The sequence below is a fragment of the Streptomyces sp. NBC_00659 genome (assembly GCF_036226925.1).
Classification (GTDB): Bacteria; Actinomycetota; Actinomycetes; order Streptomycetales; family Streptomycetaceae; genus Streptomyces.
Genome location: NZ_CP109031.1, coordinates 3,723,167 through 3,740,518, shown reverse-complemented (window position 1 = coordinate 3,740,518; position 17,352 = coordinate 3,723,167). Strand labels below are relative to the sequence as shown.

The 17,352-nt window shown below is 72.3% G+C and carries 13 protein-coding genes and 1 pseudogene; 9 read left to right on the top strand and 5 right to left on the bottom strand.

What is annotated here, in order from left to right; all coding sequences use genetic code 11:
- Window positions 1–58 precede the first annotated feature (58 nt).
- A complete protein-coding gene (locus OG410_RS16125; protein WP_329299799.1) occupies window positions 59–970 on the bottom strand; it encodes a LysR family transcriptional regulator in 912 nt (303 codons plus the stop codon).
- A 129-nt stretch (window positions 971–1,099) separates the two neighbouring features.
- Between OG410_RS16125 and OG410_RS16120 the strand changes: the two genes are divergently transcribed.
- The 5 genes and pseudogenes from OG410_RS16120 to OG410_RS16100 form a co-directional block, all read left to right on the top strand.
- Window positions 1,100–2,005: an EamA family transporter gene (locus tag OG410_RS16120; RefSeq protein WP_329299798.1), complete on the top strand. Its 906-nt coding sequence runs from the start codon at window positions 1,100–1,102 to the stop codon at window positions 2,003–2,005.
- 4 nt (window positions 2,006–2,009) lie between these two features.
- The gene (gene aroA / locus OG410_RS16115; RefSeq protein WP_329299797.1) at window positions 2,010–3,248 is read left to right on the top strand and encodes a 3-phosphoshikimate 1-carboxyvinyltransferase; all 1,239 of its coding nucleotides are present in this window, start codon (window positions 2,010–2,012) and stop codon (window positions 3,246–3,248) included.
- A gap of 110 nt (window positions 3,249–3,358) precedes the next feature.
- Window positions 3,359–4,618 (top strand): Gfo/Idh/MocA family protein, encoded by a 1,260-nt coding sequence (locus tag OG410_RS16110; protein ID WP_329299796.1) that lies wholly within the window; start codon window positions 3,359–3,361, stop codon window positions 4,616–4,618.
- A 75-nt stretch (window positions 4,619–4,693) separates the two neighbouring features.
- On the top strand, window positions 4,694–5,347 hold the full coding sequence (locus OG410_RS16105; RefSeq protein ID WP_329299795.1) for a GNAT family N-acetyltransferase: 654 nt from the start codon (window positions 4,694–4,696) through the stop codon (window positions 5,345–5,347).
- A 67-nt stretch (window positions 5,348–5,414) separates the two neighbouring features.
- Window positions 5,415–5,711, top strand: a pseudogene (locus OG410_RS16100) (hypothetical protein); the annotation flags it as partial.
- Between the two features lie 91 nt (window positions 5,712–5,802).
- Here OG410_RS16100 and OG410_RS16095 read toward each other — a convergent pair.
- From OG410_RS16095 to OG410_RS16085, 3 genes are all read right to left on the bottom strand, one after another.
- Window positions 5,803–6,696 carry an MHYT domain-containing protein gene (locus OG410_RS16095; RefSeq protein ID WP_329299794.1) on the bottom strand — a complete coding sequence of 298 codons (894 nt, stop codon included), beginning with the start codon at window positions 6,694–6,696 and terminating at the stop codon, window positions 5,803–5,805.
- Window positions 6,697–6,986: 290 nt separating this feature from the next.
- Window positions 6,987–7,922, bottom strand: a complete 936-nt coding sequence (locus OG410_RS16090) for a bifunctional helix-turn-helix transcriptional regulator/GNAT family N-acetyltransferase (RefSeq protein WP_329299793.1) — start codon at window positions 7,920–7,922, stop codon at window positions 6,987–6,989.
- A gap of 630 nt (window positions 7,923–8,552) precedes the next feature.
- Window positions 8,553–9,602: a LacI family DNA-binding transcriptional regulator gene (locus tag OG410_RS16085; RefSeq protein WP_329299792.1), complete on the bottom strand. Its 1,050-nt coding sequence runs from the start codon at window positions 9,600–9,602 to the stop codon at window positions 8,553–8,555.
- 309 nt (window positions 9,603–9,911) lie between these two features.
- Between OG410_RS16085 and OG410_RS16080 the strand changes: the two genes are divergently transcribed.
- The 3 genes from OG410_RS16080 to OG410_RS16070 are packed head-to-tail and all read left to right on the top strand — an operon-like array spanning window position 9,912 to window position 13,047.
- Window positions 9,912–11,063 carry a Gfo/Idh/MocA family protein gene (locus OG410_RS16080; RefSeq protein WP_329299791.1) on the top strand — a complete coding sequence of 384 codons (1,152 nt, stop codon included), beginning with the start codon at window positions 9,912–9,914 and terminating at the stop codon, window positions 11,061–11,063.
- Window positions 11,060–12,217, top strand: a complete 1,158-nt coding sequence (locus tag OG410_RS16075) for a dihydrodipicolinate synthase family protein (RefSeq protein ID WP_329299790.1) — start codon at window positions 11,060–11,062, stop codon at window positions 12,215–12,217. Before OG410_RS16080 ends, OG410_RS16075 begins: the two co-directional genes overlap by 4 nt.
- On the top strand, window positions 12,214–13,047 hold the full coding sequence (locus OG410_RS16070; protein ID WP_329299789.1) for a sugar phosphate isomerase/epimerase family protein: 834 nt from the start codon (window positions 12,214–12,216) through the stop codon (window positions 13,045–13,047). Before OG410_RS16075 ends, OG410_RS16070 begins: the two co-directional genes overlap by 4 nt.
- Before the next feature lie 175 nt (window positions 13,048–13,222).
- Here the strand turns inward: OG410_RS16070 and OG410_RS16065 are convergent, their stop codons facing one another.
- Window positions 13,223–14,443, bottom strand: a complete 1,221-nt coding sequence (locus OG410_RS16065; RefSeq protein WP_329299788.1) for an esterase/lipase family protein — start codon at window positions 14,441–14,443, stop codon at window positions 13,223–13,225.
- A gap of 461 nt (window positions 14,444–14,904) precedes the next feature.
- Here OG410_RS16065 and recD2 point away from each other — a divergent pair, with 461 nt between their 5' ends.
- The gene (recD2, locus tag OG410_RS16060; protein ID WP_329299787.1) at window positions 14,905–17,160 is read left to right on the top strand and encodes an SF1B family DNA helicase RecD2; all 2,256 of its coding nucleotides are present in this window, start codon (window positions 14,905–14,907) and stop codon (window positions 17,158–17,160) included.
- Window positions 17,161–17,352: the final 192 nt, after the last annotated feature.

The following is a 17,352-nucleotide window of genomic DNA, read 5'->3' as shown; positions in this document are numbered from 1 at the left end:
GCGCCGGTGACGACGTGCTGTCGGCCGAGGGCGGGGCGGCCGAGCCGGCCGGGGTCGTTCAGCCGCGGCTCGCCACCGCGGGCCAGTGCGACCGCAGCGTGCGGACCGTTTCGGCGATGGCCGGCCGGCGCGCCGCCCCCGAGCGCCACAGCGCGTACAGCCGGCGGACCGGCAGGGGGTCGAGCGGCACCTCCACCACCCCTTCGGGGAGGGGGCCGCGGCCCAGGCGCGGGATGAGGGCGACACCGAGGCCGGCGGCGACCAGGGCGATGAGGGTCGGGTTCTCCTCGGCCTGGTGGACGATGTCCGGCTCGCAGCCCGCCTCGCGCAGGGTGCGCACCAGCCAGTCGTGGCAGACCCGCCCGGGCGGCTGGCAGATCCACCGCTGGCCGCCCAGGTCCTCGCGCCGTACCGAGGCCCGCCCGGTGAAGGGGTGTCCGGCGGGGACGAGCAGATCGCACAGGTCGTCCCCGATCACCGCCTGCTCCACCCCCGGCGGAGCGGGCAGCGGGGAGATGTCCCAGTCGTGCGCGACGGCCAGGTCGACCGCGCCCCGGGCGACCAGGTCGACGGACAGATGCGGGTCGATCTCCGTCAGCCGGGTGTCCAGGGCCGGGTGACGGGCGGCCAGATCGGCCAGGACGGCGGGCATCAGACCGCGGGCCGCCGAGGCGAACGCCGCCACCGTCAGCCGTCCCGCCGGCATCCCCCGGCGCTCCTCCAGCTCGGTCTCCGCCCGCTCCACGATCGCCAGCAACTCCTGGGCGGTGGCCGCGAGTTGTTCGGCCTGCTCGGTGAGCCGGACGCCGCGTCCGCGCCGTTCCAGCAGGACGGTCCTGGTCTCCCGCTCCAGTTTCGCGATCTGCTGGGACACGGCGGACGGGGTGTAGCCGAGCGCGGCCGCCGCCGCGCCGACCGTGCCGTGCACCGAGACGGCGTGCAGGGCGCGCAGCCGCTGAAGATCGAGCATGGAGGCCTCCCGGTCCGCGTTGTCGCACGCCCATGTCGCTCGCGACCCAGCTTACGTAAGCGTTGCTTCATCCATCCATCCAGACATTCGCGCTGGTGCTACATGGTGGTGGCGTCCGATGCTCGACGTATGCGACCCGCACACATCAGCCTCGCCGTCCTCGTCGCCGCCGTCTGGGGCGTGAACTTCACCGTCATCGAGGTCGGACTCGACCACTTCCCGCCCCTGCTGTTCTCGGCTCTGCGCTTCCTGGTGGCGGCCGTGCCGGCCGTGTTCTTCGTGGGCCGCCCCAAGGTGGCGTGGAAGTGGATCGTGGCGGTCGGACTCGCCCTCGGCGTCGCGAAGTTCGGGCTGCTGTTCATCGGCATGGACGCGGGGATGCCCGCCGGACTGTCCTCCCTCGTGCTCCAGATCCAGGCCGTCTTCACCGCGGTCGTCGCCTTCGCCTTCCTCGGCGAACGCCCCACCCGCGTCAGGCTGTACGGCATGGCGGTGGCGCTCGCCGGTGTGGGCCTCGCCGCCGTCGACGAGGGCACGACCGGCCCCCTCGGCGCCTTCGCCCTGGTCATCGCGGCGGCGGCCTGCTGGGGCGTGTCCAACGTCCTCACCCGCAAGGCGTCCCCGCCCGACGCGCTGAACTTCATGGTGTGGGTGAGCACCGTCCCCGTCCTGCCGCTGCTCGGCCTGTCCCTGCTCACCGAGGGCCCCGCCCGCGACCTCGACGCGCTGCGCGCCCTGGACCGGCAGGGCGCCGGAGTCGTCGTCTACGTCGCCTGGATCACCACCGTCTTCGGCTTCGGCGCCTGGGGCTGGCTGCTGCACCGGCACCCCGCGTCCACCGTCGCGCCCTTCTCGCTGCTCGTCCCGGTCTTCGGGATGTCGTCGGCCGCGCTGTTCCTGCACGAGTCCGTCGGCCCGCTGCGGTGGGCGGCGGCGGCCCTGCTGGTGGGCGGGGTGGCGCTCACCTCACGGGCGCCACGAAAGGTCCAGTCGGCGGACGTTCCGGCGCCGGAACGGGCAGGGGCGCCAGCATGACCCCATGGCCGTCGTCGACATTCCCGGTTCCAAGTCCATCACCGCCCGCGCGCTCTTCCTGGCCGCGGCGGCCGACGGGGTCACCCGCCTCGTCCGCCCGCTCCGCTCGGACGACACCGAGGGTTTCGCGGAGGGCCTGACCCGGCTCGGCTACCGCGTCGGCCGGACCCCGGACAGCTGGCACGTCGACGGCCGCCCGGGGGGTCCGGCGGTGGCCCGGGCGGACGTGTACTGCCGGGACGGCGCGACCACGGCCCGCTTCCTGCCGGCGCTCGTCGCCGCCGGCCACGGCACCTACCGCTTCGACGCCTCCGCCCAGATGCGCCGACGCCCGCTGGGCCCCCTGTCGAAGGCGCTGCGCGACCTGGGCGTGGACCTGCGGCACGAGGAGGCGGAGGGCCATCACCCGCTGAGCATCGTGGCGTCCGGGGTGGAGGGCGGCACGGTCACCCTCGACGCCGGTCAGTCGTCCCAGTACCTCACCGCCCTGCTCCTGCTCGGCCCGCTGACCCGCACGGGCCTGCGCATCGAGGTCACCGACCTGGTCTCCGCCCCGTACGTCGGCATCACCCTCGCGATGATGCGCGCGTTCGGCGCGGACGTACGGGCGGAGGGCGACGTCTTCGAGGTGGCGCCCGGCGGTTACCGGGCCACCACCTACCCCGTCGAGCCCGACGCCTCCACCGCGAGCTACTTCTTCGCGGCCGCCGCCCTGACCGGCCGTGAGGTCACCGTGCACGGCCTCGGAGCGGGGGCGCTCCAGGGCGACCTCGGCTTCGTGGACGTCCTGCGCCGGATGGGCGCGCACGTGGAGACCGGGCCCGACCGCACGACAGTGCGCGGTACCGGCGAACTGCGCGGACTCACCGTCAACATGCGGGACATCTCCGACACCATGCCGACGCTCGCCGCGATCGCGCCCTTCGCCACCGCTCCCGTCCGCATCGAGGACGTCGCCAACACCCGGGTCAAGGAGTGCGACCGCCTGGAGGCCTGCGCGGAGAACCTCCGGGGGCTCGGCATCCGGGTGGAGACCGGCCCCGACTGGATCGAGATCCACCCGGGCGTCCCCGTCGCCACCGGGATCAGGACGTACGGCGACCACCGCATCGCCATGGCCTTCGCTGTGACCTCGCTGCGTGCCCCGGGCATGGTCTTCGACGACCCCGGATGCGTCCGCAAGACGTTCCCCGCCTTCCACGAGGTGTTCGGGGCCTGGGCGGCCGCCGGGGACGAGGACTGAGCGGTCCCGGTGGCCGGCGGCGGCGTCTTGTCGGGAAGAACCGGGGCGGCTAGCTTCGCGACGGACGGCGCCGACCGCGCCTGTGCCCCGACCGGGAAAGCGGTGAACAGATGTCTCCCGTCGCCTCCGTTGTCACACTCGCCGTCGTCGGTGCCGGGGACCGCGGGACCGGTCACGCGCGCTGGGCCCTGGACCACCCGGAACGGGCCCGGGTGGTGGCCGTCGCCGAGCCCCGGGAGACCCGGCGCAACCGGTTCGCGGCCGCCCACGGCCTGGAACCGGACGCCTCGGTGGACGACTGGCGGGTACTGGCCGCCCGCGGCCGGATCGCGGACGCCGTGCTGGTCTGCACCCTCGACCGCGAACACCTGGAGCCCGTCCTGGAGTTCGCGGCCCTCGGCTACCACATCCTGCTGGAGAAGCCGATGGCCCTGACCGAGGACGAGTGCCGGCGGATCGTCGACGCCGTGGAGAAGGCCGGGGTGATCCTCTCGGTCGGACACGTCCTGCGCTACACCCGGTACACCCGCGCCGTGAAGGAGGTGGTGGACTCCGGCCGGCTCGGTGACGTGGTCAACGTCCAGCACCTGGAACCCGTCGGCTTCTGGCACCAGGCCCACTCCTTCGTCCGGGGCAACTGGGCCCGCACGGACCGGGCGACGTCCATGCTGATGGCCAAGTCCTGCCACGACATCGACTGGTTGCAGTACGTCCTCGGCCAACCCCCCGTCCGCGTCTCCAGTTTCGGGCGCCTCTCGCACTTCCGGCCCGAGAACAGGCCCGAGGGCGCCGCCGACCGCTGCCTCGACTGCGCGGTGGAGAACACCTGCCCCTACTCCGCCCGGCGCGAGTACGGCGACCGGCTCGCCCGCGGCGAACACCACTGGCCGCTGAGCGTGCTCGTCGACGACTTCACCCCCGAGGCCCTGGAGACCGCCCTGCGCGAGGGCCCGTACGGGCGGTGCGTGTATGCCTGCGACAACGACGTGGTCGACCACCAGGTGGTGTCGATGGAGTTCGCCTCCGGGGCCACCGCCACCTTCACCATGACCGCCTTCACCGAACAGGCCGACCGCCGGACCCGGATCTTCGGGACCCGCGGCGAACTGCGCGGCGACGGCGGGAGTCTGAGCGTCTACGACTTCCTGACCCGGACCGAGGAGGCCGTCGACCTCGCGGGCCCGGGCGGCACGGACGCGGCGGGCGGCCACGGGGGCGGTGACGCCGGACTGATGGACGCCTTCGTCGCCGCCGTCGCCACCGGGAACCCCGACCTGGTGAAGTCGGGCCCGCGCGAGTCCCTGACCAGCCACCTCACCGTCCTGGCCGCCGAACGCGCCCGGCACGCGGGCACCGTCGAGGACGTATAACCGCTGGACACGCGCCGCCCCCGCCACATAGAAATCGCAGCGGACACATACCGGTCGGCGAAGGGGTGCGGGGCGTTGGGTTTCCAGTTGGAGGGGCCGGTCCTCGAAGGCACGCTGGTACGGCTGGAGCCGCTCGGCCACGGGCACACGGCCGACCTCGCCGAGGCGGCGGAGGAACGCCGGGACTCGTACGCGTTCACCTGGGTGCCCCGGGCCGGCGAGGTCGGGGACTACGTCGACGCGCAGCTCGCCCGCGCCGCGACGGGCAGGCTGGTGCCCTACGCGCAGGTCTCCCTCGCCTCCGGACGGGCGGTCGGTGCCACCTCGTACTGGGAACCGCGGTGCTGGCGGTCGGACGACAAGCTCGACGCCGTCGAGGTCGGGTTCACCTGGCTGGCCGCCTCGGCCCAGGGCACCGGCCTGAACGCCGAGTCCAAGCTCCTCCTCTTCCGGCACGCCTTCGAGGAGTGGGGCGTGGCACGCGTGGACCTGAAGACCGACGCCCGCAACGCCCGCTCCCGCGCCGCGATCGCGAGCACCGGCGCCCGCCTGGAGGGCGTCCTGCGCAACTGGTCCCGTTCCTGGGCGCCCGGCGAGGAAGGCCTGCTGCGCGACTCCGCGGTCTTCTCGGTGACGGCGGCGGAGTGGCCCGAGTGCCGGGACCGGCTGTCCGCGAGGGTGGCCCGGGCATCGTCCCGGGCGGCCGACGCGACGGTCCGTCGGTCCTAGGGTCCGCCGGTCCCGGGGTCTGCCGGGCCCGGGGTCCGCCGGTCCCAGGGTCTGCCGTTCGGATCGGGTGGCGCCGAGGCGTGGCGCGTCGCCGCCGGGGCCGCGCGGTCGGTCCGGAGGCCTTCGTCCGCGACGGATCGCCGGAGCCACTGGACCGAGGGGCCGCGGATCGGAAACGATCGGTGCCACGAGCACGCACGACACCGGTGATCTCGCGAGGCTGCCGGAGATCGCCGGATTCGCCCTGGCCGCGCAGGACTTCACCCTCCCCGGGCCCACCCGGCTGATCGCCGGCGACGACGACCCGTACTGCCCCGAGGGCGCCGGCACCGTCTACGGCGAGCCTCTGGGCGTGCCGACACAGATCCTGCCCGGGTCCGGGCATCTCGGCATGGACGCCGGGTACGGGCCCTGGCCCGCGATGCTGGAGTGGTGTCTGGACGGGACGGCGCGGCTCACCGCCCGCGCGGGCTGGCGTGCCGGCCCGGGTGCTGGTCGCGGGGATCGAAGAGGGAGCCGGTCCCCGGGAGCTGCGCGGGGGGCTCGGGCACGGCCGCCGCGGCCCGGCGCCGGCGCGGGGTGACCCGGCTCCACTCCCCGTCGCCGAGGACGAGCTGGGGGTCGAACATCACCACGACTCCGGCCACGATCAGGAAGACGACCGGTCCGATGAGCATGGGGAGCAGGATCGAGGCCGACGAGCTGGTGCCGTACGCCCCGGTCATGTACGACGCGTCCGTGGCGCCGCGCAGATGCACTCCGAGGGCGGCCATGCCGGTGTAGTGCGTGCCGGTCAGCGCGACGCCCATGAGGAGGGTGGCGCCGAGGGCGGCCGGGAAACCCCGGTAGGAGGCGGCGGTCCACAGCGCGGCGGTCGCGGCGGTGACCGCGAGCAGCACGGAGGCCGACACCGTGAGCGAGTCGTACTCCAGGGACCCGTTCAGTTCGAGCGCGGCCATGCCGGTGTAGTGCGTGGCCACCACGGCGAGCCCGGTGAGGATCCCGGCCGCGGTCAGGGTGACGGGGGTGGCCCCGCTGTATCCCACGGCGAAGACGCCGATGCCGACCACCGCGATCGCCACCACGAGACTCAGCGATGTCAGCCGGGTGTCGTAGTCGATCGGGATCCCCTGGATCCTGAAGCCGACCATCGCGACGAAGTGCATGGTCCAGATGCCGCAGCCGATGGTCCCCGCCCCGAGGGCCAGCCAACCGGGCTTCCACGACTGCCGGTTGTTCAGTGAACGGACGACGCAGCGCAGCCCCAGGGCGCTGGCCACACAGGCGACGATGTAGGAGGCCGCCGGAGTCACCGCCCCGAACTCGAAGCCGTCCACGGTGCCTTGCATATATGCCAACTCCCCCAGGGAATAGGTGACTTGGGGGAGCACGATTCCGTACCCAGGTTGCGTGAGCGGATCCGTACGGTGGGTGGTTGCGTTAACTCCGCGATGCGGATCCGTTCAGCGGGCGGACGCGCTGTCCGCACTCCGGACACGGCGGCGCGCGTCCGGGCGGCGGGGCCGAGCGGCGGATCACGCCGGACAGGCCCCCGGCGCGCGCCTTGGACAGACCCCAGGCGCACGGCGCTGGGCACGCGCCCCCGGCAGGCCCTGGGTGCGCGCCGCCGCGGTCCGTGTCACTCCTGGCCGGCGCGCAGGTCCAGCCGCCAGTCCTGGCCCGTCAGGTCCGCGCCGAAGGACCGGTGCGGCTTCTCGGCGACCAGGACGAAGCCGTGGCGCTGGTAGATCCGCCGGGCGGCGGCCAGGACGTCGTTGGTCCACAGGACGAGCTCGTGATAGCCGACCCCGCGCGCGAAGTCGGTGACGGCCCCGACGAGACGGTCGCCGACGCCGAGCCCCCGTGTCTCCGGCTCGACCAGCAGCAGCCGGAGGCGGGCGGTGCCGGGAGCGTCGTCCCGTACGCACATCACGCACCCGACGGGCCGCCCGTCGAGCTCGGCGATCCACACCCGCTCCAGGTGGGGGGCGTGGTCCTCGGCGAAGTCGGCGACGATCCTCGCGACCAGGCCCTCGTAGTCGGCGTTCCAGCCGTACTCGGCCGCGTACAGCGCCGCGTTGCGCTGCACGATCCAGCCGAGGTCGCCGGGTCCCGGCTCGCGCAGGAGGACGTCCTCGGGGCCCGGCGCGGCCCGCCCGTCCCCCAGGAGGGTCCGTACCGTGCGCATCGCCTCCGCGAGCCGCGGCCGGTCGGCCGGCGGCACGGTCGCCAGCAGCGTGCCCACGCTCTGGCGTGCCCGCTCGTCCAGCAGCGCGGCGGCGTCCCGGCCGCGCACGGTGAGCGTGACCCGGCGGCGCCGCGGGTCCTTCTCGGACGCGGCCCGCTCGACCAGCCCGTCCTGCTCGAACTTGTTCAGGATCCGGCTCAGATAGCCCGAGTCCAAGAAGAGCCGGGTCCGGAGGTCGGCGGCGTCCGCCTGGGGCGTGTGCGCCAGTTCGTAGAGGACGCGGGACTCGGTCAGCGTGTACGGCGCGTAGAGATGGCGGCCGTAGTCGAGCGCGCCGATGACGTTCGTGTAGAAGCGGTTGAAGGAGCGGATGTCCTGGACGGTCATGATCGGCCCCGAAGTTCGGCTGTGCACGGTCGCGGTCGGCCTGCTCCTCCTGGATACCTGACCCAGTCAGAGATAATCACCACCCCGAGCATAGAACCGCCGGGACTCTCGGGCCTACCCTCCCGGCGCCAAGTCGCTTGCGCCGGCGTTTGCGGTGCTGGTTCGGTCCGGTGGGGGGTCGGGGCCGTGCCGGTACATCCGCCCGTCGCCGTTGGATCAGACGTGAGTTTTCTGGGGAGCCGCTGCTCGATCCGGACGTAAGCGACGGGCATCTGATGTACCGGCACGGCCCCTTCCGCCGGATCCCGGCTGCGGGTGCGTGGTGGCTTGGGCACCGTTCCTCACGCGCGTGAAAATCCAGCCCCGGCCGGCGGAAATCCAGCCCCACCAGCCCACTGTTCAGCCCCGGCCAGGGAAATTTTCAGCCCCTCCGGCGTTTGAGGAGCGGGGTCTGGGGCGGAGCCCCAGGTAGGGGTCGGGCAGGGGCGGAGGGGGCGAAGAAAGGCTGAGCCCCCGGGAACCCCGGGAACCCCGGGAACCCCGGGAACCCCGGGGAACCCCGGGGAACCCGGCCCCGGGAGACCCCTCGCGGCAGTGGGTCCAGGCTCAGGGGAGTCAAGGAAGGAGAGGTCAGTCCCGGGGAACCCCGGTGGATCCCCGCACCATCAGCTCGCCGCGCACCGTCGCGATCCCGCCCGGCGGCGGCTCCTCGCGTCCCATGGCGATCCGCCCGGCACGGGCCCCCGCCTCGGAGAGCGGCAGCCGTACGGTCGTGAGGGCGGGTACGGCGTCGATGCTGAACGGCAGATCGTCGAAGCCCGCGACGGACACGTCGCCGGGGATGCCGAGACCGGAGTCGCGCAGCGCCGCGCAGGCGCCCAGCGCCACGGTGTCGTTCGCGGCGACGACCGCCGTCAACGACGGGTCACGGCGCAGGAGTTCCAGCGTCGCCTCGTAACCGGACCGGCGGTCGTAGCGGCCGTGCACGGTGCGCCGGGGGTCGTCCTCGATGCCGTGGGCGTCGAGCGCGGCACGGTGACCCTCCAGCCGGTGGCGGGTCGTCGTGCGTTCCTCGGGTCCCGCGATGTATCCGAGCCGCCGGTGCCCGAGGCCGATCAGGTGCTCGGTGAGCTGTCTGCCGCCACCGCGGTTGTCGAAGGTGAGCGCGATCGCCCCGGGTGCCTCCGGCGCGGGCGGCCGCCCGCACAGCACGACCCGGGTGCCCGCTTCCGTCAGCTTGCGCAGCTTGGCCGCGACCGCGCCCGCGTGCGCGGTGTCCTCTATGGCGCCGCCGGTGAGCACGACCGCGGCAGCGCGCTGGCGCTGAAGGAGGGTGAGGTAGGTGAGCTCGCGCTCCGGGGAGCCGCCGGTGTTGCAGACGACCCCGAGCCGTTCCCCGCCCGCGCGCCCCCCGGGCCCGCCGATCTCCGACTGGATGGCCGCCGCCATGATCCCGAAGAAGGGGTCGGCGATGTCGTTGACCAGGATGCCGACGAGGTCGGAGGTCGCCGCGGCCAGCGAGCTCGCCGGCCCGTTCAGCACGTAGTCCAGCTCGTCCACCGCCCGCAGCACCCGCTCACGCGTGGAGGAGGCCACGGGGTAGTTCCCGTTCAGCACGCGCGACACCGTCGCGGGAGAGACCTGCGCGCGGGCCGCCACGTCCGCCAGGGTCACCGTCATCTCGTCGTCCTCCGGTCGCGCGTTGTGTCGTGCCACTTCGTACGTCTCGTACGTCGTCGTGCCTGGTCTTGTCTCGTCGTACGGCGTCGAACACGGAGCAGAAGGCCGGGTGCGCCGCTTCCTGTGGGCAGGGTCCGTGCAGACCATACGGCCAACGGCCCCCGTCGTTCGCCCCCTCGAACAACTCGACTTCGCGGTGGTCTTGTCCGGACCGCTGCACAGAGGCTAGCTTCTCAGCAGATAGAAAGCGCTTGCTAGCACGCTCACCTGTGAGCGTGCTCGGCGCCTGACGCGTACGAAGGGAATGACGTGACACGCAAGACGGTGCGGATCGCCATGAACGGCGTGACGGGACGCATGGGCTACCGCCAGCACCTTGTCCGCTCGATTCTCGCCCTGCGTGACCAGGGCGGCCTCGACCTCGGCGACGGCACCGTGCTGTGGCCCGAGCCCGTCCTCGTCGGCCGTCGCGAGCGCGCCCTGAAGGCGCTCGCCGAGCGGCACGGCCTCGATCACTGGTCGACCGACCTGGACGCGGTGCTCGCCGATCCGTCCGTCGACCTCTACTTCGACGCCCAGGTGACGTCCGCCCGCGAGGAGGCCCTCAGGAAGGCCGTCGCCGCCGGCAAGCACATCTACACGGAGAAGCCGACCGCCACCGGGTTCGACGGAGCCCTCGAACTGGCCCGCCTCGCGCACGCCGCGGGCGTCAAGCACGGCGTCGTCCAGGACAAGCTCTTCCTCCCCGGCCTGCTCAAACTGAAGCGGCTCGTCGACGGCGGCTTCTTCGGGCGGATCCTGTCCGTCCGCGGGGAGTTCGGCTACTGGGTCTTCGAGGGCGACTGGCAGAGCGCCCAGCGGCCCTCCTGGAACTACCGCGCCGAGGACGGCGGCGGCATCGTCGTCGACATGTTCCCGCACTGGGAGTACGTCCTGCACGAGCTGTTCGGCCGCGTCACCTCGGTGCAGGCGCTGACCGCCACCCACGTCCCGCAGCGCTGGGACGAGCGGGGCAAGCCCTACGACGCCACGGCCGACGACGCCGCCTACGGCATCTTCGAGCTGGAGGGCGGCGCGGTCGCCCAGATCAACTCCTCCTGGACCGTGCGCGTCAACCGCGACGAGCTCGTCGAGTTCCAGGTCGACGGCACGGAGGGGTCCGCCGTCGCGGGACTGCGCAACTGCCGCGTCCAGCACCGCGGTTCCACCCCCAAACCGGTCTGGAACCCGGACATCCCGGCCACGTACTCCTTCCGTGACCAGTGGCAGGAGGTCCCCGACAACGCCGAGTTCGACAACGGCTTCAAGGCCCAGTGGGAGCTGTTCCTGCGGCACGTCTACGCCGACGCCCCCTACCGCTGGGACCTCCTCGCCGGCGCCCGCGGCGTGCAACTCGCCGAGCTGGGCCTGAAGTCCTCGGCCGAGGGCCGCCGCCTCGACGTGCCGGAGATCTCACTGTGACCATCCGACTCCCGGGCGTCGGCGGCCGGTTGCGGACCTACGAGCCGCGCAGGGACCCCCTCGCCGTCCTTCCCGACGGCGCGCCCCTCGCCTCCCGTACGGTCTTCTCGGCCGCGCACGTCGTCGCCGACCCGTACGCGGACGTCTCGCCCGACGCGCCCGCCGCCGTCGACTGGGACGCCACGCTCGCCTTCCGGCGTCATCTGTGGTCGCACGGCCTCGGTGTCGCCGAGGCGATGGACACCGCCCAGCGGGGGATGGGCCTGGACTGGGCCGGGGCGGCCGAACTGATCCGGCGCTCCTCGGCCGAGGCCAGGGCCGTCGGCGGCAGGATCGCCTGCGGCGCCGGCACGGACCAGCTCACGGGCCCGGCCACGCTCCACGAGGTGCGGGCCGCGTACGAGGAACAGCTCGCCCTCGTCGAGGAGTCGGGCGCGCAGGCGATCCTGATGGCCTCCCGGGCGCTCGCCGCGACCGCCGCCGGACCCGAGGACTACCTCGACGTCTACGGCCGGCTCCTGCGCCAGGCCGCCGACCCGGTGATCCTGCACTGGCTGGGCCCGATGTTCGACCCGGCCCTGGAGGGCTACTGGGGCTCAGGCGACCTGGACGCGGCGACGGAGGTGTTCCTGGAGGTGATCGCCGCACACCCGGACAAAGTGGACGGCGTCAAGGTCTCCCTGCTGGACGCCCGCCGGGAGGTCGAACTGCGCCGCCGCCTCCCGGACGGCGTCCGCTGCTACACGGGCGACGACTTCAACTACCCCGAACTGATCGCGGGCGACGAGCGCGGCTTCAGTCACGCGTTGCTCGGCGTCTTCGACCCGCTCGGCCCCCTCGCCGCGCGGGCCGTACGGGTCCTGGACACCGGTGACGTCAAAGGCTTCCGCGAACTCCTCGACCCCACCGTCGAGTTGTCCCGTCACCTCTTCCAGCCCCCGACCCGTTTCTACAAGACCGGTGTCGTCCTGCTGGCCTGGCTCGCGGGTCACCAGGACCACTTCGCCATGGTGGGCGGCCTCCAGTCGGCGCGCTCCCTGCCGCACCTCGCCCGCGCCTACGAACTGGCCGACGGGCTCGGCCTGTTCCCGGACCCGGGGCGTGCCGAGACCCGGATGAAGACCCTGCTCGCCCTGTACGGAGTGACCCCATGACCGCCCTCGCCCGCTTCTCCGTCAACCAGATGACGGTCAAACAGCTCTCGATGCCCGAACTGGTCACGGCCTGCCGGGAGACGGGCGTCCCGGGCGTCGGCCTGTGGCGCGAACTCGTGCGGTCGTACGGCCTCGACGCCACCGCGAAGCTCGTCCACGACGCCGGTCTTGCCGTCACCACCCTGTGCCGGGGCGGCTTCCTCACGGCGATCGACCCGGGGGAGCGGCGGCGCGCGCTGGACGACAACCGGGCCGCCGTCGACGAGGCCGCGGTCCTCGGCACCGACACCCTCGTCCTGGTCTCCGGCGGCCTGCCGCCCGGCTCCAAGGACCTGCGCGGCGCCCGCGAGCGCATCGCCGACGCGCTCGGCGAACTGGGCCCGTACGCCGCCTCCCGCGGCGTGCGCCTGGCCATCGAACCGCTGCACCCGATGTACGCGGCCGACCGCTGTGTGGTGTCCACGCTGGCCCAGGCCCTGGACCTCGCGGAACGCTTCCCCGCCGAGCAGGTGGGCGTCACCGTCGACACGTACCACCTCTGGTGGGACGACACGGCGCCCGCCCAGATCGCCCGCGCGGGGGCGGGGGGCCGCATCCACAGCTTCCAGCTCGCCGACTGGACCACCCCGCTTCCCGAGGGTGTCCTCAACGGCCGCGGCCAGCTCGGCGACGGCTCGGTCGACTTCCGCGTGTGGCGCGGCCTGGTCGAGGCGGCGGGCTACACCGGACCCATCGAGGTCGAACTCTTCAACGAGGAGCTGTGGGCCAGGGACGGGCGCGAGGTGCTGGCGGAGACGGCGGCACGGTTCGTGGAGCACGTGGTCCGATGACCGCGGGACCGGGACTCGGGACCCGGTCCCGGACCGCACCGGCCCCGGTCCCGGACCGCACCGCCCCGGTCCCGGACCGCACCGCACCGGCCCCGGTCCCGGACCCCGGTCCGAGGAGGTGAGGGAGGAGGGGCCGTCGCCCGTCCGTGGGGGAGACGGGCGACGGGTATGCCGGTCACCTCTCGAACTGCCCCATCAGCCAGGTGCACAGCTCCTCGGTCGGGAGGGTGTGCGCCGTCGTCGTGGGGGAACAGAGGAACGCGTCCAGGCCGCTCTTGTCCGGGTCCAGGCCGTCGACCTCGGCATACAGGTCGGCCTGGTTCTCGAAGTCCAGGATGTCGACCGCGCTCACCGAGGGGACGAAGCACACCTCGGCGTGCCGCAGGTCGGCCTCCCCGCCCGCCGCCTCGATCGACTGGGCGAGGATCCCGTACGTCGCGAGCGTGCCGCCCGGTGCGCCGTCCAGCTCGGGGAAGCCGTCGGTCGTGATGGTCTTCTCGGTCGCCGGGAACGTCCGCTTCAGATAGGCGACCGTCACGTCGTCACCCTGGGCCTGGGTGTAGAACGTGGTGCCGGGGTAGCGGACGTCGAGCCGCAGCGCGACCTCACCGGGCTCGATCTCGGGCAGCCCGACGCCGTCGCCGCGGCCGTTGGCGACGGCCACCTTGAGCGGGATCCGCGGCCACTGGCCGACCCGGTCGAGTTCGTGCAGCAGCGCCTCGCGCTCCGGGGCGACGCCGGTCTTCCCGGTCTTGTTGTCGTAGTGCTGCCACAGCATCTGCCGCGCGGCCGGGCTGTCCATCTGCTGGGTGAAGGGGTGGGGCTTGAGGTCGAGGCCCCGGGGGAGCAGGTAGGAGAACGCCTGGACCCCGATGGGGATCGAGGCGCCGCGGTGCGGGGTGTCGTAGGAGAAGTACACCCCCGTCTGGTGGTCCTCGGCGTGGCTCTCCATCCTGGCCAGGGCGTAGCGGGTGATCAGCCCGCCCATGCTGAAGCCGCCCACGACCAGCCGGTGGTCGCCGACACGGTGGGCGATGGTCTCCCGGACGGTCGCCTGGACGGCCTCGGCGTTGTCCAGGACGGACGCCGTGCGGTTCTTGAAGCCCAGCAGGATCACGTCCATGCCGCGACGGCGGAGCTCGCCGATGAAGCCGTACTCCTCGCCCTCCAGGAACTGGTAGAGCTTCTTGAGGTCGCTCTCGCCGGGGTTGAAGCCGTCGGCGATGATCACCGGGCGGGTGATCTCGCTGTTGCCGTCGCCGCGGAAGACCCAGGTGAAGCCCTTGGGGACGGTCCACTCGTCGTCGAAGTCCGGTACCTCGATCGGGTTGCCGGGTGAGGCGAGCGGATCACCGATCGTGAACGGGCCGATCTCGGGCTCGGTGCTCTCGGACATGGTTGCGCTCCTTGTGGGAGAGGTGGGGGGACGTCCACAGTATTGGCGGCGATCCACCCCAATTACCCGCCTGACCTGCGGGTTCACTACAAGTGATGCAATGCCCGTCGGAGGTGTTTAGTGCGCCTGGCATGTGCCACAGGCCTGTTCGGTTCATGTCGTGTCATGTGACGGTTCACGTCGAAAGGACTGCCGGAAAAAATCCGGAAGCCGTGCAACCCTTCCGCGACTTCGTGGGTCGTACGTGGCATCAGGACCTTTGGAGGGGGATCCGGGGGGATCGCGGGGGTTCTGATACGGAGGGGAAAACCGAGGGGCCCGGTCGACGGACCGGGCCCCTCGAAATTTCTCCGCCCCTCGGACTTTTCGCGGCCGCGCTCGCGGCGTCCTCGGCGGGCCGCGATCGGGTGAGTCGTCCACAGCGCCCGAACACTGTCGGAGGCGGGCGGTACCGTCGGATCATGACCGATCAGGCGGGGGCCGCCCAGACAGGCGAGCGGCGACTGGCCACGCTGGAAGGCGTGCTCGAACGCATCACGTACGCCAACGAGGAGAACGGATACACGGTCGCCCGGGTCGACACCGGCCGGGGGGCGGGCGATCTGCTCACCGTCGTCGGTGCCCTGCTCGGCGCCCAGGTCGGCGAGTCCCTGCGCATGGAGGGCCGCTGGGGCTCCCACCCGCAGTACGGCAAGCAGTTCACCGTGGAGAACTACACGACCGTGCTCCCGGCGACCGTCCAGGGGATCCGCCGCTATCTAGGCTCCGGCCTGGTCAAAGGCATCGGACCGGTCTTCGCCGACCGCATCACCGGGCACTTCGGCCTGGACACCCTGCGGATCATCGAGGAGGAGCCGAAGCGGCTCATCGAGGTTCCCGGCCTCGGCCCCAAGCGCACGGGCAGGATCGCCGACGCCTGGGAGGAGCAGAAGGCGATCAAGGAGGTCATGCTCTTCCTCCAGACCGTGGAGGTGTCCACCTCCATCGCCGTCCGCATCTACAAGAAGTACGGCGACGCGTCGATCTCGGTCGTGAAGAACCAGCCCTACCGCCTGGCGTCCGACGTCTGGGGCATCGGCTTCCTCACCGCCGACAAGATCGCCCAGTCCGTCGGCATCCCGCACGACAGCCCGGAGCGCGTCAAGGCCGGCCTTCAGTACGCCCTGTCGCAGTCCACCGACCAGGGCCACTGCTACCTCCCCGAGGAGCGGCTGATCGCGGACGCGGTGAAACTGCTCCAGGTCGACACCGGCCTGGTCATCGAGTGCCTGGCCGAGCTGGCGGCCCCCGCCGAGGACGGCGAGGACCCCGGTGTCGTACGGGAGAAGGTGCCAGGCCCGGACGGAGGCGACCCGGTGACGGCCGTCTACCTGGTCCCCTTCCACCGCGCCGAACTCTCGCTGTCCGCGCAGCTGCTGCGCCTGCTGCGCGCCGACCGGGACCGGATGCCCGGCTTCCACGACGTGGCCTGGGACAAGGCACTGACCTGGCTCAAGGGGCGTACGGGCGCGGAGCTGGCCCCCGAGCAGGAGGCGGCGGTCCGGCTCGCGCTCACCGAGAAGGTCGCCGTGCTGACCGGAGGACCGGGCTGCGGCAAGTCCTTCACGGTCCGCTCGATCGTGGAGCTGGCCCGTGCCAAGGGGGCCAAGGTCGTTCTCGCGGCGCCCACCGGCCGCGCCGCCAAGCGCCTGGCGGAGCTGACCGGAGCCGAGGCCTCCACCGTGCACCGGCTCCTGGAGCTCAAGCCGGGCGGAGACGCGGCCTACGACAGGGACCGGCCGCTGGACGCCGACCTGGTGGTCGTGGACGAGGCCTCCATGCTCGACCTGCTGCTCGCCAACAAGCTGGTCAAGGCGGTGCCGCCGGGTGCCCATCTGCTCTTCGTCGGCGATGTCGACCAGCTTCCGAGCGTCGGCGCGGGCGAGGTGCTGCGCGACCTGCTCGCCGACCGGGGCCCGGTTCCCGCGGTGCGCCTCACCAAGGTCTTCCGCCAGGCCCAGCAGTCCGGTGTGGTGACCAACGCCCACCGGATCAACTCGGGGCAGCATCCGCTCACCGACGGCATGAAGGACTTCTTCCTGTTCGTCGAGGACGACACGGAGGAGGCCGGGCGGCTCACCGTGGACGTGGCGGCCCGGCGGATTCCGGCCAAATTCGGCCTCGACCCCCGCCGGGACATCCAGGTCCTCGCGCCCATGCACCGGGGTCCGGCCGGCGCGGGGCATCTGAACGGACTGCTCCAGCAGGCCATCACTCCCGGCCGCCCGGACCTCGCCGAGAAGCGGATCGGCGGCCGTGTCTTCCGGGTCGGCGACAAGGTCACGCAGATCCGCAACAACTACGACAAGGGCGAGAACGGCGTCTTCAACGGCACCGTGGGTGTCGTCACCTCCCTGGATCCGGTCGAGCAGCGGCTGACGGTGCGCACCGACGAGGACGAGGAGGTGCCGTACGAATTCGACGAGCTCGACGAACTGGCGCACGCCTACGCGGTGACCATCCACCGTTCCCAGGGCAGCGAGTACCCGGCGGTGGTGATCCCCGTGACCACGGGCGCCTGGATGATGCTCCAGCGCAATCTGCTCTACACGGCGGTCACCCGGGCCAAGAAGCTCGTCGTTCTCGTCGGTTCGCGCAAGGCGATAGGCCAGGCGGTGCGTACGGTGTCCGCGGGACGCCGGTGCACGGCCCTGGACTTCCGGCTGTCCGGCTCGTGAACCACCGCCTCCCCGCGCGGCGAAAGACCCCGACCGGGCCCCGAACGGGGCCTTTCGGACACGGTGCGAGGTCCATCACAAAAAATGATCGATCAAACGAGTCGTGAAGGTCACAGAGCACTTCCGGTTGCGGGGCGAACGCGGCAGGATGAGCAGGTTGGCGGCACTGAGTGCCGCCAATAGGCCCAATGG

Bases quoted from the DNA above. Each gene is read 5' to 3' on its own strand.
- OG410_RS16125 (WP_329299799.1), bottom strand. From the start codon at position 970: ATGCTCGATCTTCAGCGGCTGCGCGCCCTGCACGCCGTCTCGGTGCAC.
- OG410_RS16120 (WP_329299798.1), top strand. From the start codon at position 1,100: ATGCGACCCGCACACATCAGCCTCGCCGTCCTCGTCGCCGCCGTCTGG.
- aroA (WP_329299797.1), top strand. From the start codon at position 2,010: ATGGCCGTCGTCGACATTCCCGGTTCCAAGTCCATCACCGCCCGCGCG.
- OG410_RS16110 (WP_329299796.1), top strand. From the start codon at position 3,359: ATGTCTCCCGTCGCCTCCGTTGTCACACTCGCCGTCGTCGGTGCCGGG.
- OG410_RS16095 (WP_329299794.1), bottom strand. From the start codon at position 6,696: ATGCAAGGCACCGTGGACGGCTTCGAGTTCGGGGCGGTGACTCCGGCG.
- OG410_RS16090 (WP_329299793.1), bottom strand. From the start codon at position 7,922: ATGACCGTCCAGGACATCCGCTCCTTCAACCGCTTCTACACGAACGTC.
- OG410_RS16085 (WP_329299792.1), bottom strand. From the start codon at position 9,602: ATGACGGTGACCCTGGCGGACGTGGCGGCCCGCGCGCAGGTCTCTCCC.
- OG410_RS16070 (WP_329299789.1), top strand. From the start codon at position 12,214: ATGACCGCCCTCGCCCGCTTCTCCGTCAACCAGATGACGGTCAAACAG.
- OG410_RS16065 (WP_329299788.1), bottom strand. From the start codon at position 14,443: ATGTCCGAGAGCACCGAGCCCGAGATCGGCCCGTTCACGATCGGTGAT.
- recD2 (WP_329299787.1), top strand. From the start codon at position 14,905: ATGACCGATCAGGCGGGGGCCGCCCAGACAGGCGAGCGGCGACTGGCC.